12 protein-coding genes and 1 rRNA gene are annotated in these 14,802 nt (G+C 64.3%); 3 read left to right on the top strand and 10 right to left on the bottom strand.

Annotated elements, in window-relative coordinates; translation table 11 throughout:
* Positions 1-207: 207 nt before the first annotated feature.
* From rimI to IB256_RS00040, 6 genes are all read right to left on the bottom strand, one after another.
* Entirely contained in the window at positions 208-660 is a 453-nt protein-coding gene (rimI, locus tag IB256_RS00065; protein ID WP_081516411.1) for a ribosomal protein S18-alanine N-acetyltransferase, read from the bottom strand.
* The gene (locus tag IB256_RS00060) at positions 657-1,490 is read right to left on the bottom strand and encodes an energy transducer TonB (RefSeq protein WP_192292438.1); all 834 of its coding nucleotides are present in this window, start codon (positions 1,488-1,490) and stop codon (positions 657-659) included. Before IB256_RS00060 ends, rimI begins: the two co-directional genes overlap by 4 nt.
* Before the next feature lie 115 nt (positions 1,491-1,605).
* Entirely contained in the window at positions 1,606-2,136 is a 531-nt protein-coding gene (locus IB256_RS00055; RefSeq protein ID WP_192292441.1) for a DUF6160 family protein, read from the bottom strand.
* Positions 2,137-2,139: 3 nt separating this feature from the next.
* On the bottom strand, positions 2,140-3,720 hold the full coding sequence (locus IB256_RS00050; RefSeq protein ID WP_192292443.1) for a hypothetical protein: 1,581 nt from the start codon (positions 3,718-3,720) through the stop codon (positions 2,140-2,142).
* A 1-nt stretch (position 3,721) separates the two neighbouring features.
* Complete coding sequence (locus tag IB256_RS00045) at positions 3,722-4,804, bottom strand: hypothetical protein (protein WP_192292445.1); 1,083 nt, start codon at positions 4,802-4,804, stop codon at positions 3,722-3,724.
* Between the two features lie 236 nt (positions 4,805-5,040).
* The gene (locus IB256_RS00040) at positions 5,041-5,646 is read right to left on the bottom strand and encodes a hypothetical protein (RefSeq protein ID WP_192292447.1); all 606 of its coding nucleotides are present in this window, start codon (positions 5,644-5,646) and stop codon (positions 5,041-5,043) included.
* A 217-nt stretch (positions 5,647-5,863) separates the two neighbouring features.
* On the opposite strand from IB256_RS00040, the gene mksB reads away from it, so the two are divergent.
* Genes mksB through mksF form a run of 3 tightly spaced genes read left to right on the top strand, consistent with a single transcriptional unit; the run spans position 5,864 to position 10,720 of the window.
* Entirely contained in the window at positions 5,864-7,141 is a 1,278-nt protein-coding gene (gene mksB, locus IB256_RS00035) for an Mks condensin complex protein MksB (protein ID WP_192400949.1), read from the top strand.
* Positions 7,131-7,889 (top strand): Mks condensin complex protein MksE, encoded by a 759-nt coding sequence (gene mksE, locus IB256_RS00030; RefSeq protein ID WP_192400948.1) that lies wholly within the window; start codon positions 7,131-7,133, stop codon positions 7,887-7,889. Before mksB ends, mksE begins: the two co-directional genes overlap by 11 nt.
* Positions 7,886-10,720 carry an Mks condensin complex protein MksF gene (gene mksF, locus IB256_RS00025; protein ID WP_192400947.1) on the top strand — a complete coding sequence of 945 codons (2,835 nt, stop codon included), beginning with the start codon at positions 7,886-7,888 and terminating at the stop codon, positions 10,718-10,720. Before mksE ends, mksF begins: the two co-directional genes overlap by 4 nt.
* 187 nt (positions 10,721-10,907) lie before the next feature.
* On the opposite strand, the gene IB256_RS00020 is transcribed toward mksF, so the two are convergent.
* From IB256_RS00020 to rrf, 4 genes are all read right to left on the bottom strand, one after another.
* Entirely contained in the window at positions 10,908-13,208 is a 2,301-nt protein-coding gene (locus IB256_RS00020; RefSeq protein WP_192400946.1) for a PqiB family protein, read from the bottom strand.
* Positions 13,201-13,821: a paraquat-inducible protein A gene (locus tag IB256_RS00015; RefSeq protein WP_045211257.1), complete on the bottom strand. Its 621-nt coding sequence runs from the start codon at positions 13,819-13,821 to the stop codon at positions 13,201-13,203. Before IB256_RS00015 ends, IB256_RS00020 begins: the two co-directional genes overlap by 8 nt.
* A complete protein-coding gene (locus IB256_RS00010) occupies positions 13,808-14,464 on the bottom strand; it encodes a paraquat-inducible protein A (protein ID WP_192292456.1) in 657 nt (218 codons plus the stop codon). The genes IB256_RS00015 and IB256_RS00010 overlap by 14 nt, the downstream gene beginning before the upstream one ends.
* Before the next feature lie 222 nt (positions 14,465-14,686).
* A 5S ribosomal RNA gene (gene rrf, locus IB256_RS00005) occupies positions 14,687-14,802 on the bottom strand.

The following is a 14,802-nucleotide window of genomic DNA, read 5'->3' as shown; positions in this document are numbered from 1 at the left end:
CGGCAGATTCCGACGCTTTGCCGAACGCGCGAAGTAGACCTGCAGGAGCGCGCCATGCGCGCGATCGCGGGCATGGCCCGCTCCCACAGGTACACATGTCTGATCCGAGCGACGTTTGCAGGACGAGCGAGCCCCTTGCGGCAGGCGCACCCAGTGATGGGTATCGCTTCGCTCCACGCCATGCTGCGGTGAGACTTTCCAGCGAAGTCAGTCGACCAGCGTGCAGGCCATCACCAGCGCGTCTTCACGACCGCCGACTGCCGGGTAGTAATCGCGGCGGCGGCCGATTTCGTTGAAGCCGTAGCGCTCGTAGAGACGATAGGCTGGGCCGTTGGAGGCGCGGACTTCGAGGAAGCATTCCACCCCGCCCTTCTCGTGGGCACGCTTCATCAGGTGCTCCAGCAGCGCCAGACCAAGGCCACGCCCCTGGCTTTCCGGCTTCACCGTGATGTTGAGCAGGTGCGCTTCATCGAGGATCAGCTGGATCACGCCGTGGCCGACCTGCTGGCTGCCTTCGAACATCACCCAGCATTCGTAGCTCTTCAGGCCGTCGGCGAAGGTACCGCGCGTCCAGGGGTGGCTGAAGGCGGCGTATTCGATCTTGAGTACGGCATCGAGGTCCGCCTCGGTCATCGGGCGGAAGGAAACAGCGTCGCTCATGCAGGGGTCTGACTCATCCAGCGTTGCCGCACCCGGCGCATGGCGCGCCAGAGGTCGGCTTTCAAAGTGGGTTCTTCGGCCAGGCGCTCGAGGCCCGGCAGCGCCCAGGCGACGCCCAGGCCTTCGACCTGCAGCTCGCGCAGCAGGGATTCTTCATCGCCTTCGCCAGCGAAGCGCACGGCGGGCATACCGACCAGCCACAGGCAGGAGCATGGGGCGCCCTCCTCCAGCCGCGCGGCGACGAAACCCTGGACGAACTCGCGGGCGGCTTGCGGGCCCTGGTCCATGTTGCCGCGGGAGAACAGCGGCCAGCGTACCGGCTCGCCCATCAGTTGCGGGCTGTCCGGCAGGCCAGAGGCACGCAGCAGGTCCTTCAGCAGCAAGTAGGCCGGGTCACGGCTGGCCAGCGGCTCTCCGGTGGGCAGCTCGACCAGCAGGATACATTCGCCGGCGCGCAGCAATTGCAGGGCGAAACGCGGCGGCGGGGCGACTGGCGCGCGGACGGCAGGTTCGGCTTCCGCCTCGGTCGACTCCTCGGCTTTGACCGGCGCGGCCGGCTTGGCCTGGGCACCGACCTTGGGCAGCAGGCGCGCGGCGATCGAGCCGGGTTCGCCGGCCGTGACCGGCGCAGGCGCGGGTGCCACAACCGGAGCGGCGGCCCCGCGTGCAGCCGCGGCAGGCGCAGCTACCGTGGGCTCGGCCGTGACGGGCGCGGGGGTTTCCAGCAGCTCCGGGCGCGACGGGGCGGCAAACGGCAGCACCACGCGCGGCAGCCAGCTGGCGACCTGCATGGCGCCAAGGTAGGCGCGGCGACGGGCTTCTTCGATCAAGGGGCGTTTACCTGTGGGTGGTGCCTGCATGGACAGGCCGACACGACGAGGCGGGATTGTCGCGTGAAACGCGCCGGGGGGAAAGGCCGGCGGGCGGAGAGCCTGTACGTTTCGCTTACGGGGTGCCGAAGACGTAGACGTTGCCGGTGAGCTTGACCGCGCCAGTGGCCTGGTAGGTCAGCAGGTTGGTCTGCTGCAGGCCGCTGCCGGATACCTTGCCCTGGTTGGAGCCGCCCAGGGTGAATTGCAGGTTGCTGGCGCTGGCGTTGGTCAGGCCAACTTTCATGGCCTGGCGGTTGAACAGCGCGCCGTCACCATTGAAGCCGTTGTTGATGGTCACCATGTCGATGGACATGCCGTCGAAGCTGAAGGTGCCCTTGATGTTGTCCAGCACGATGTAGCCGGTGCTGTTGAGCGGCTGGATCGCCAGTCGCGCACCGCAGCCGCCGGTGCAGCGGGTATCGGCGGTGTTGGCGGCAAGGTTGAAATTGACGCTCAGGCTGACGCCGTCCTGGCCACTGACGTCGGCCATTTCACTGTCGTCCAGCCCGCGCATCTCGCCGTGGGCGATCGCGGCAGCCAGCAGCAACAGGGGGGCCAGGAGTCGGCTCGAAAGGCGTGCGGTTTTCACGGCGAGTCTCCTCATGCGCTAGCGCGGCAGGTTCACGGTGCGGACGTTCAGGTAGTCGATGCGCAGGCCGCGGATGGCCTGGGAACCGACGTCGGTGCCGCTGATGTTCAGGTTGCCGATGCTGATATTGCTCTTCTGCACGTTCTGGTAGAAGGCCTCGTGGTTGGCCCAGGTGACGCCCGGCGCGCTGAGCATCAGGTCGCCGTTGCTGGCCACCGAGAGCGTCGCCGGCTGGTAGTTGGCATCGCCCAGGTTGAGGTCGAAGTAGACGTTCTTGGCCACCACCTTGTTGCTGTCGGCGCAGTTCTCGCAGCCGGCGATGATCAGCTTGTCGGCGTACATCTGCAGACTCATGGAGGCCTTCAGGCCAGCGGCATCGCCCCACAGATTGAGGTAGGAGCCGTTGAGGGTGAAGTTTTCCAGGGCAATGGAGAAGAAGTCGGTGCGGGTCGTGGTGGCGCCCGCGCTGCCGTTGCTGTTGTAAGCGGTGCTGGGCAGGGTGAACTTGGTGGCGATACCGATATCCAGCCCCTGGATACGGGTGCCGGAGGAGTTCTGCATGGCGCTGGCGACCAGTTGCACCGTGGAGACGTTCTTCTCGGTACGGCTGATGGTGCCGCTGACGCAGGTGGTGGCGCTGCCACCTTGCGCGCCGCAGAGCTGGACGAACTTGTCGTAGTCGCTGGCGCGCTGGCTCAGGGTGACGCCGTTGCGACTGACCGACCAGGAGGCGCTGAGGTCCTGCTGCGCCTTGGTGAGGTCGGAGGTGCTGCTGGCGTACTTGTCCACCGAGTCGTTGTAGGCCTTCACCCCCGAGTTGCTGCTGCAACCGACGATGCCGCCGCAACTGTACTTCTCGCCGAAGTCCGGCTTGTTGGTACAGGCAATGCCCAGGACGGTATCGCAGACCCTGGCCGGGGCCACGTTGAAGGTGCTCTGCATGGTGCTGTAGTTGTTCCTCTGCACCACCTGCGCGGCATCCACCGTCGCCTTGCGCTGGTTGACCACGACCATGTCGGCATCGATGCCGCTCTTGAGCGTCACCATGTTGTTCGAATAGGTGGTCAGCAGCGTGTCGCGCTGGGTCTTCAGGGCGCTCAGCTCGGTGTTGATCTTGTTGGTCGCCTGGGCCGGGTTGGTGCAACCGGCGTCGCCATACAGGCAGCCCTGGTAGTAGGACCAGAGGCCGAACTTGTGGGTGTCGTTGATCGGGTCGGTCCAGGTCGGCGTCATCAGTTGCAGCGCTTCCTGGTTGGCCGGGATGTTCAGCCCCGCCTTGTACTTCACCGGGCCGAGGGTGAAGGGGTGCATGGGGGTGCCGAGGTAGGCCTTGGTGTCGAGGGTGCCGCGCTGGCTGCCCGCACCTTTTATATAGGCCCCGGTGATATCCACCTGCACATCCTGGTTGGCGCTGTTCTTCACCCCGGTGATCTTCGAAGTGGCCGTGGCCTGGTCGTAGCTGAAGCCATCGATGAAGAAACCCAGGCCCGCGCCGCTGACCTCCTCCAGTTGATCATCATCCAGGGCCTTCATGCCCAGCGCCGGCAGGCTGACCAGGCAACCGGCGAGACAGGCAGCTACCGCTGCGCGCCAGCTCATGTCAGCAGCCCGCTGCTTGCGAGCCCATGCAGGTGGACTGCCGGGGCAGGCCGCGCAGGGCGTCGTAGAGGTTGATCAGGATCGGGTATACGGCGTCCGCACCGCTGCCCACCTTCGGGAAGTTGGCGAAGGCACCGGACTGGGTGTTGACGAAGTTGCCGGCGTTGGCGAGGTCCTGCCAGGGCACATTCTGGTTCTGCAGGGAGAAGAAGATGCCCTGGGCGCCGGTGTTGATGTCGGTGGAGCCCGGCTTGCCGATGTAGATGGTCTTGTAGTTGGTCAGATCGAAGCAGGTTGTCAGGCCCAGCGCCTGGCAGTTGCTGGTAGTGGACAGGGTCGGGATCAGCGAGGCGATCAGGCCGCCAGCGTCGGAATGCAGCGAGTCGCCCTTGGCGATACCGATCTGCTCGGCGCGGTTGATCGGCTGGCCGTTGATCGTGGCCTCGCCGGTGCCGCCCTTGAGCAGCACCACGTCGGCGTACACCGGGGTATCACCGGCCACGGCCAGCGCCAGGCAGTTGATGATGTTCGGGCAACCGTTGCGGGTGTAGTAGTCGTAGGCGATGGAGGCCGGGCCGTAGATCTGCCCCTGCAGGTTGCCGGTGATCGACAGGATGTCGCCGGAGAGATCGCCCTGCGCCTTGCCGAAGCCGACCCGCGCGCCTACCAATTGGCGTACGCCGTTGTTGGTCTGGAAGGCGAACTCGACGTAAGGGTCGCGGATCTGGAACGGCACCACCTTGGCATCCGGGGAGTTGGCGTTGTCCACCCGACCCAGGGCGAAGTTGTTGATCAGGATGTCCGCCGGCTGGCCGGAGACGGTGGTCGAGCCGGTGCGGCTGTAGTTGCCCAGGCTCAACTGGTCGATGTTGGTCAGCAGGCTGACGTCAGCGCCGAAGTTGAGCCGGGTGTACTGGTAGTTCTGGTAGGTGGAAGCGTCGACGGTGAGCATCGCGCCCTGGCCGGAGATGGCGGACAGCTCTTCATCGTCCATCGACTGCATGCGCGCCTGGGCGGAAAAGGCCAGCAGGCCGCCGCAGAGCAAGACTAGGGCACGCATGAGCGGACCGGAGGACTGACGCATGGCACTCTCCTTTCCTGGCTCCCTGTTCGCGGGCGCCTGTTGTTATTCGTCGGGCGTATCGAGCCAGTAAACAGGTCGAGACTCGGCGCCGTGATGCCACTATAGGAATTCACCCGCCACGGCGGGCCGACCCATAGTCGAGTAAATCGCTCCGAACGATAGACGAGGAAAGGAAAGTCCGGGCCAGGTTGTTACCCATCGTCACACCGGGGTGACAGCTTCGGGCAATCGGCAGCTCACTGGTGGCGGAACAGGCCGATCAGGTGCTCGGCGATCGCGCCCTTGATGGCGTCGAGGTTCAGTCGCGAATGGGCCTGCAGCTTGGCGATGTTCAGGCGATGCAGGTGCAGCGAGGGCATGCGCGCCTCGTACTCGCGCAGGTCGCCCTTCACCAGTACCGGCAGGAAGATATCCCCCCGCATGCGGTAACGGTTGATCAGCAGCTTCAAACCATCCTGGAAGGGCAGCTCGCGCGAGGCCACCAGCCGGTGCTCGCCGGGAATTTTCAGGTACAGGCCGCTGTAGCCCATGGTCTCGCCAGGCAGGATATGGATGCCGGTGGGCTCCACCGCATCGCCGGGGATATCGTGGAAGGTGTCGAACCAGGCCTGTTCGTCCGGGAGGATGGTGATGCCGCCTTCCTGGCTCTCCGGGATCACGAAGCTGTAGTTGCTGTAGAGCTTCTCGACATACGACGAGTAGATGCACAAGCGATTCTCGAAGCGCTGCAGGAAGGCGATGGCTTCGTTGCGATCGGTGATCGCATCCAGGTCCCAGTCGAGATCGTTCTGGCGTTCCAGTTCGGCCCAACGGGCTTTGGCGAGTGCGGCGTCGTAAGTCATCTGCGTAAATCAGACTCTGATATCTAGGTCTCTGGTAAGGACTTTGGCAAAAAACTTGCCAGAAAATTCAGCCATTTAGGCCCCATTTTCCGTGAGATACGTCACACGGGCGCTGATGGTGCAGTCGCAAACTGACGCGTTTCGTCACCCTGTCGGCCAGGGGTAAGCCTTTGCAGTACAATCGCTCCCTTTGTTCATTCCGGGCCCAACCAAGCCGATGATCGACCCACGACGCGTACTCCGCGCCCTCGCCGAACACTGGGTGCTGCTCGAACCGCTGTGCGAGCGCTTCGACGCCGGCACCCTGAGCCTGGTGGAGCTGCGCAACCAGCTCACCAGCCAGTTGCCCGACAGCACCCCGGTGGACATCACCGCCCTGCTCGACCAGTGGGTGCGCCTGGACATCCTCGTCCCGGTGGCGAAAAGCCCCAACCGTTTCGAGCTGAACGCGCAGATCCACGACTTCCTCGCCTACCTGCGCCAGGAACACCGCCTGGGCCTGTGCCTGGAGATCGAAGCCTACCTGCGCCACCTGGAACGCCTCGCCGGCTACATCCGCGATGCCTTCGAGGTGCGCGACGGCAACGACCTGGCCCGCCAGCTGCGCCTGCTCGACATGCGCGTGCGCGACGTGCTGAAGAAGCTGGCCAACGACGAACAGGCGCTGGTCGCCGTGGCCGAACGGGCCAAGACCCAGGACCGGCAGATTCCGCTGCGCCAGCGCTACGCGGAAGTCCTGGCGACCTGGGACGAATACGTCGAGCCGATGATCCAGCTGGTCTCCGCCGATGGCGCCTTCGAACAGGGCGTGCGCCGCGTGGAGCAGGTGCTGCTGCGCCTGCTCGGCGAACAGGCGCGCCTCGGCCAGCTGGTGGACGACGACCAGCTGCTGCGCACCCATGCGCGCATCCTGGAAATGCAGACCACCGCCCAGCTCACCCTGCGCCGCGCCCGCGAGCTGTTGCTGCCGCTGCGCGAGGAAGCCCGCCGGCACAACGCGATCACCCGTGGCGCCGCCCTGGCGCTGTCGGTCATCCGCCGCAAGGGCATCGACGCCGTGCCCCAGGCCGCCATGCCGATGTTCACCCGGCCGCAGAGCAACTTCCTTGGCACCGCGTCCCAGGTCGAAAGCTATGTCTTCGCGCTGGCCAACTTCCAGCCCAAGCCGGCGCACTTCCCCAAGGCCAGCGGCAATCGCAAGAGCGACGGCCCGCAGCGCTCGCCGCGTACCGCCCGGGAAATGCTCGACCGCTGCCAGGCCGCGCTGCCGCTGCCCGACCTGATGCAGTGGCTGCTGGAGCAGGAGCCCGAAGGCGCCACCGACGAGCTGCTCTACTGGTTCTCGCGCCTGTCGCGCGATGCCCGCTTCCAGCGCGACCGCCTCGAGCGCCGCAAATACGACACTCTCCAGCACAGCGTCAGCCTGTGCTCCTTCGCCCTGATCGCCGGCCCGACCGCTGGCAAGGACACCAAGAGCGAACAGCATGCAGATTAATCTCACCGAAATGACCCAGCTCGCGCCGATCTTCCGCGAGCTGTTCAAGGGCTTCCACATCAGCCGCCGCGACCCGGAGCTGTACAGCCAGCTGTCCAACCAGCAGGACGCCTACCGCGCATTGTTCCGCAGCCTGGGCTACGAGCTGGTCTGCGATACCCGCGGCTTCTACTACTTCGTGCCCGAGCAGATCGGCGCCCAGGTGAACAAGACCGCCCAGCGCCTGGCGCTGTTCACCTTCATCCTGGTCGAGCACCTCGCCGACCAGGGCCGCGACCCGCTGGCCGTCCTCGATGGCGGCAGCATCGGCCGCGACGAGCTGCCGCCGCTGCTGGAGAAGTACCGCGACCTGTTCCTGCAGGCCGAGGTGACCACCCAGGAAGAACTGGAAGAGAAGGTCATGCGCCGCCTCACCCAGCTCGGCTTCGCCGCCGAGGACAACGGCGTGTACCGCTTCCTGCCGCCGATCCACCGCTTCCTCGACGTCTGCCTGTCGGTCCAGCAGGACCGCGACCTGGCCGCCAACCTGCACAGCAGCGACATGCAATTCACAGCGCCGGTGCTGATGGACGAGGACGACGAGCCGGTGGTGATCCTGGAGTCGTATTCCAACGAGCCTACCGAAGATCCCGCCGACGCCATCGTCGTGATCGACGAGCCGGCAGTCATCGCTGAAGAAGAGAGCGAAGAAGACGCCCTCGCCCGCGCCATCGCCGAAGAACAAGCCGACATGGAGGCCCAGGCATGACCCAGGAACGCTACGGCATCCGCCGCTTCGCCCTGCTCAACACCGCCGGCTACAGCCTCGGCATCTTCCCGCTGGAACAGCCGCTGTCGGTGTACGGTGCGAACAACCTCGGCAAGTCGGCGTCGATCAACGCGCTGCAGTTCCCGATCCTCGCGCGCATGTCCGACATGAGCTTCGGCAAGTACAGCCTGGAGGCCTCGCGCAAGTTCTACTTCGCCACCGACACCAGCTACATCCTCATCGAACTCGACCTGCCCCACGGCCGCCATGTGATCGGCGTCGGCGGTCGCGGGCCGGGCGGCGGCTTCGGCCACCAGTTCTTCGCCTACCAGGGCGAGCTGGACCTTGAGCACTACCAGAAGAACGGCACCTGCCTGCGCCTGCGCGAGCTGTACGCCAACCTGGAGCGCGAGGGCATCAAGTCCTATGAACTCAAGCCCGACGAGCTGCGTCGCCTGCTGGTCGGCGGCCATACCTCGATCCCGCTGGACCTCACCCTGATCCCGCTGCGCTCCACCAGCGAACAGAGCCTGAAGACCTTCCGCTCGCTGTTCATCAACCTGCTGCACATGCGCGAGATCACCGCCGCCAAGCTCAAGCAGCTATTCCTCGATGCCTTCGAGCACAGCCTGCGTTCGGGCAGCGTCGACTACATCGCCGCCTGCGAGGAAGCCTTCCGCGACGTGCGCCGCATGGAGGGCGACTACCAGGCCCTGGTCGCCGCCGGCCCGCTGGTGGAGGCCCTGGCCAACGGCGTGCAGCAGCGCGAAATCCTGCGCGGCAAGATGCACCGCCTCTCGCCCCTGCTGGATAACCTGCTGGGCACCTGGGAAGACTATTCCGGTGCGCGCAAGGAAGAGCTGGTCATCCAGGCCGAGCACTACCGCCGCGAGCAGGACGGCCTGCAGAACGAACAGCGCGGCAGCACCGCCGAGCTGATGCGCCTGGAGCGCGAAATCAGCGAGATCCAGCGCTGGATGGGCGAACTGGCAGTGCTGAAGAACCGCTTCGCGCTGGTCGAGGATGCCAAGGTGCTGGAGCAGCAACTGCTCGCCGCCAAGGACGCCCACGACGAACTGGCCGGTGCGCTGGCGCATTCCCGGCAGTTCTCCAGCGAAGACCTGGAAGAGCGCATGCGCGACCTGGAGAAGCGCCTGAAGGGCGTTCGCCAGCAGCTCGAACATGCCGACAACAACAGCTACGCCCGCCTGCGCGAGGAGTTCTCCCAGCAGGACGTGGAACGCCTGATGCGCCTGTTCAACGGCGCGCTGTTCAGCCTGCCGCTGGGCGAGAAAGGCGTGGACCTCGACGAGGACGGCCTGTGGGTCGGCAGCGTCGAGAAGATCCTCGATGCCTTCAAGGGCGAACGCTTCGAAGTGCCGGGTCTGACCATCGACCTCTCGCACATCGAGCCGCCGGCCCTGCAAGCCCTGGCCGACCGCGCCGCCCTACGCGACCAGAAGGAACGCCTGGAGAAGGAGCTCAAGCAGCTCAAGACCCAGCAGGCCGTGGCCGCCGACCGCAACGCCAGCAAGGCGCAGGCGGACAAGCTTTATCAGGACGTGCTCGACGCGCAGAAGGCGCTGGAAGACTTCCGCCGCAGCCAGACCCTGAACGCCGAGGAGCCGGGCAAGCTGGAGCAGCTCGCCCAGCTGGAAGCCACCCAGGACGAACTCAAGCGCTCCGCCGACGCCTTCACCGAACGCGTCCAGCAGCTGTCCGCCAAGCTGCAGTTGATCGGCCGCCAGCTGGCCGACATGGAAGCCAAGCAACGCACCCTCGACGACGCCCTGCGCCGTCGCCAACTGCTGCCGGCGAACCTGCCCTTCGGCATCCCGTTCATGGATCCGGTCGACGACTCCATGGACAACCTGTTGCCGCTGCTCAACGACTACCAGGACACCTGGCAATCGCTGCAGCGCGTGGACGGCCAGATCGAGGCGCTGTATGCCCAGGTGCGCCTGAAGGGCGTGGCCAAGTTCGACAGCGAGGATGACCCGGAGCGTCGCCTGCAACTGCTGATCAACGCCTATGCGCACCGCACTGACGAAGCCATGACCCTGGCCAAGGCGCGCCGTGCAGCCGTCACCGACATCGCCCGTACCCTGCGCAACATCCGCAGCGACTACGACAACCTGGAACACCAGTTGGCGCTGTTCAACCGCGAGATCAACAAGCGCCAGGTGTCGAACCTGCAGAGCTTCCGCATCGTGCTGGCGCCGAACAAAGACGCGCTCAAGCACATCGACCAGATCATCCACAGCGCCGGCCAGTACGAAGAAGGCGAGAACCTCTCGGTCTTCGACCTGACCCAGAGCGCCGAGCAGGATGCCAGGAACGAGGAAGCCAAGGACTACCTGTCGCGCCTAGTGGCAGCGAACAACAACCAGCTCGGCCTCAAAGACCTGTTCGAGCTGGCGTTCGAGATCACCAAGATGGGCGGCCAGCCGATCATGCACACCGACATCGACGGCGCGGCATCCAACGGCACCACCATGACCATCAAGGCGCTGACCAACATGTACCTGTTGCTGCACCTGATGGACCGCGAGCAGGCCGGCCGCATCCGTCTGCCCTACTACCTCGACGAGGCGGCGGACATCGACGAACGCAACCAGTCGGCGCTACTGGAAACCAGCCTTCAGCTGGGCTTCGTACCCATCCTGGCGAGCGTGAAGCCGCAGGTCTCGGCCCAGGTGGCCATCGACCTGGAAGGCGGTAGCGGCCCCAACGGCATCTACATCGACGAGGCGGACTGGAAGTACATCCGCCGCCGAGATACCGAGAAGGCAGCGCATAACGACGTGGAGGCCAGCGCCGAACCGGCGTGATGCTTCTTCAGCGTTGAAAAAAGCCCCGCATTGCGGGGCTTTTTCTTTGCGCTTTTCGTAGGAGCGAGCTTGATCGCGAATCGGAAGAGGAGGGTCGCGAGCAAGCCCGCTCCTACAGGTGGCACATCGCGGAGTTGAGCAATGAAAAAGGGCCGCAATCGCGGCCCTTTTCCTGTTCGGCTGAAACTCAGTTCGCCTTGCCCAGCGGGATCTTCGGCGCCCAGTCCAGCCACTCGTCATTCGCCTCGTCGAACAGCGCGAAGGTCTGCCCCGGTTTGGCCGGCGAGCCCATCTCGGCATTGTTCGGGGTGGCGAAGGCTACGCCGCCAGCGAGGATGGTCTCCATCGACTCGGTGCGCACCTTCACGCCCTTGAACAGCCCGGCATCCACGCCGACACCGCTGGTGTTCCAGAAGCGGCTGCCCGTCCGCACCAATGCCGCGTAGCGCGGTTCGATAAGGACGTGGATCAGCACCCGATCGGCCGTCTCACCCAGCTCGAAGGACGTCACCTTGCCCACCTGGACCTCGCGGTAGGTCACCGGGACACCGGTCTTCAGCGAGCCGCGACGAGCCGCGCTCAGGGTCAGGCGCAAGCCGTCGGCATCGAGCAAGCGATTGGGTTCGCCACCCAGCAGGCTGAAGCTGGTCTGCTCCTGGCTGGGCTTGGACGCGGGCAGCACCTCAATGTACTGACCGCTGACGATGGTGCCGAGATTGCTGACACCGGACAGACCGACCTGCGGCCCTACCACCCAGAAGCGGCTCCCCTGGCGAGCGATACGATCCGCCCCGCGGGTCAGACGCGCTTTCAACTGCACGCTCTGCAGGTCCTTGCTCAGCTCCACCTGCTCCACGCGGCCTACTTCCAGGCCCTTGTAACGCAGGACGGTACCTTCCTTCAGACCGTCGGCGGTATCGGCACGCAGCTCGATCATCTGGCCCTTCAGGTGAGCATCGTCTTCGCTGTCGAACAGGGCGAAGCGACGCACCTTGGTGATCGGCGCCGCCTTGGGATCGGGCGTATCAAAGGCAATACCGCCGGCGAGCAGGGTCTGCAGCGACTCGCTCTTGAGCTTGATGCCATCCAGGCCGCCACTGATGGTGACGCCGCTGATATTCCAGAAGCGCGACGAAGTATTCACCAGCTTGGCGTACTCCGGCTCGATGTGGACGCCGATGACCAGACGCGACGGGTCACGGCGGGAGAGCTGGTAGCTCTGCACGCTACCGACCTTCATCTGGCGGTAGAGGATAGGTGTACCGACCTCCAGCGAACCCAGTTGGTCCGTGGTCAGCACCAGGTGCAGGCCCGGTGAGTCGAGATTCAGCGGTGGCGCCTTGGGCCGGATGACGAAATCACGGGTCGGTTCCCCGTCGCTGGCAAAGCGCACATTGAGGTAGTTGCCCTTCACCAGGGCCTCGAGGCCGGTGATGCCGGCCAGCGAGATGCTCGGCTTGACCATCCAGAACTCGGTCTTGCTGTTGAGGAACTCTTCGGTGCGCGGATCCATGGACAGGGTGGCGGTGGCGCCGTTGAAGTCCTTGTCCATGTCGATGCTCTTGACCGTACCGACCTCAACGCCGTTGTACATCACCGGTGTACTGCCGGGAGTCAGGCCGCTGACGTCACTGACCTTCACCTTGACGCTGAGCCCTGCTTGTGCGGCATCGTAATCCTCGTACAGGCGGAAGGGCTTGGTCGGGTCAGTGGGCGGGCTGTCGGCATAGTTCTCCGGCGTGGCGAAGGCGATACCGCCGGCGGCGATACTTGCCAGAGACTCAGTGCGCAGCTTCAAACCGCTCAGGCTGCCGGAAAGGGTGATGCCACTGGCATTCCAGAAACGCGTGTGTTTACGCACCAGGTTCGCGTAGGCCGGCTCGATGTGGACCTTCACCTCGATGGTCTTCTGGTCTTCCGCCAGCTGGTAGCTCTTCACCTGGCCGACCTGGATCTGCCGGTAATAGATCGGGCTCCCCTGCTCCAGCGAGCCCAGGCGATCAGCCTTCAGCGTCAGGTGCAGCCCGGGCAGGCTGTCGGAGAGCGGCGGCGGTTCCTTCAGGGCGACGAACTCCTTCTGCTGCTCGCCCTTCACCGGGTCGATCGCGATGTAGTTGCCCGAAACCAGCGTCTCCAGGCCGGTGACGCCGGCGATGGAAACCCGCGGCTTGACCAGCCAGAAGCGCGTGCTCTTGCTCAGGTACTCGGCGGCCTCCTTGCGCATCTCCACCATGGCGATCACGCCCAGGGTCGGCTTGTTCACATGCAGGTCGACAACCTTGCCGACGCCGATCCCCTTGAAGATCACCTCGGTCTTGTTGGCCTGGATACCCTCGCCGCTTTCGAACTGGATCTGGATCATGATCCCTGCCTGGTCGTAGGCACGCCATGCCAGCCAGGCCCCGATCGCCAGGGCAATCAGCGGAAGGATCCAGATAGCCGACCAATTGGTGGTCTTGCGCATCTTGGGTGTTGGGAGGTCACTCATCGTTTTCTTCCGCGTCCGTGTTATCCCAGATCAGCCGGGGATCGAAAGTCACTGCAGCCAGCATGGTGAGCACCACCACGCTGGCAAAGGCGGCCGCACCGAGGTTCGCCTCGATACTGGCCAGATTACCGAAGTTCACCAGCGTCACCAGGATCGCGATGACGAAGATGTCGAGCATCGACCAGCGACCGATCCATTCGATGAAGCGGTACATCACATTCCGTTGCAGGGCGGAAAGCGGCTGTCGCCGCTGCACCGAATACAGTAGCAGCGCAATGCCAACGAGCTTGAAGGTGGGCACCAGGATACTGGCGACGAAAACCACCGCAGCGATGGGTATCATGTCCGCATTGATAAGCTCGACCACGCCTTCCATGATCGTCGCAGGCATCCCATTACCGAGGAAGTTCACTGTCATGATCGGCAGCAGGTTCGCGGGGATGTAGAGGATCGCCGCCGTAATCAGCAGCGCCCAGGTCCGGATGATGCTGTTGGGCGTACGCTCATGCACCACGGCACCACAGCGGCTGCAGTGAGTCTCGTCATCTTCCTCGCGGCGGTTGAGTTGGTGGCATTCGCCACACACCACGATCCCCGCATCAATGGCTCGCATCGTCGAACTCCCCGCACAGCTCGCCCCATACCTGGTGGTGAGACATCGTGACTTCGAGCCAGACCTGCGTGAGCAGCAAGCCCACGAAGCAGGCCAGGCCAACGCTGACATGCAGCTCCGCCATCCCTATCAGCTTGACGATCGAGACGAGGATGCCCATCAGGTATACCTCGAGCATCCCCCACTCCCGCAGATGCTGGTAGCCGCGCAGCAGCAACATGCCGTGCTCGCGTAGCGCCTTGTAGCGAATGGAGACCAGCACGAACAACTGACAGAGCAGCTTCAGCAGTGGAATCACCATGCTGCACAGAAATACCAGGAAGGCGACGCCGGCCATGTTCGAGTGATACAGGCCTACGACGCCGCTCCACACGGTATCCATGCTGGTCTGGCCCAGGATGGTGATATGCATGATCGGCAGAAAGTTCGCCGGTATGTACAGAAACAGCGCCGTCAGTACCAACGCCAGGGCACGGCGGACCATGTGGGGACGGTGGATTTCCAGTTCGTATCCGCAACGCGGACAGACTGACCGGTGCCCGAGCGGAACGGGCTCGCGACGCATCAGGAGGTCGCACTCGTGGCAAGCCATCAGCTCTTCCAGAGGCAGGTCCTGCAAGGCTTGTCCTTCGATGTCGGGCATGTAGGAACTCAGGGAAAATTTGAAAGCTATTGTAGACGACGCAACCGTATCTCCGGTGCCCGTAGCATGCCTCAAAATTTCTGGAAAACCCGGCAGGGACGCAGCTCTTCGCGATTCATTGGGAGCGAGTCGTACCCGCAGCGGCGTTGCCGCTGCCGAGCTTTTCGCGCGCAAAAGCAAAACCCCCGGCCAGCGATGCTGACCAGGGGCTTTGGGATAGGAGCTTGACGATGACCTACTCTCACATGGAGAAACTCCACACTACCATCGGCGATGCGTCGTTTCACTACTGAGTTCGGGATGGGATCAGGTGGTTCCAACGCTCTATGGTCGTCAAG

It is taken from the genome of Pseudomonas sp. PDM17 (assembly GCF_014851985.1).
Lineage (GTDB): Bacteria > Pseudomonadota > Gammaproteobacteria > Pseudomonadales > Pseudomonadaceae > Pseudomonas.
The sequence above is the reverse complement of the archived record's forward strand: the minus strand, read 5'-3'. Positions and strand labels throughout refer to the sequence as shown.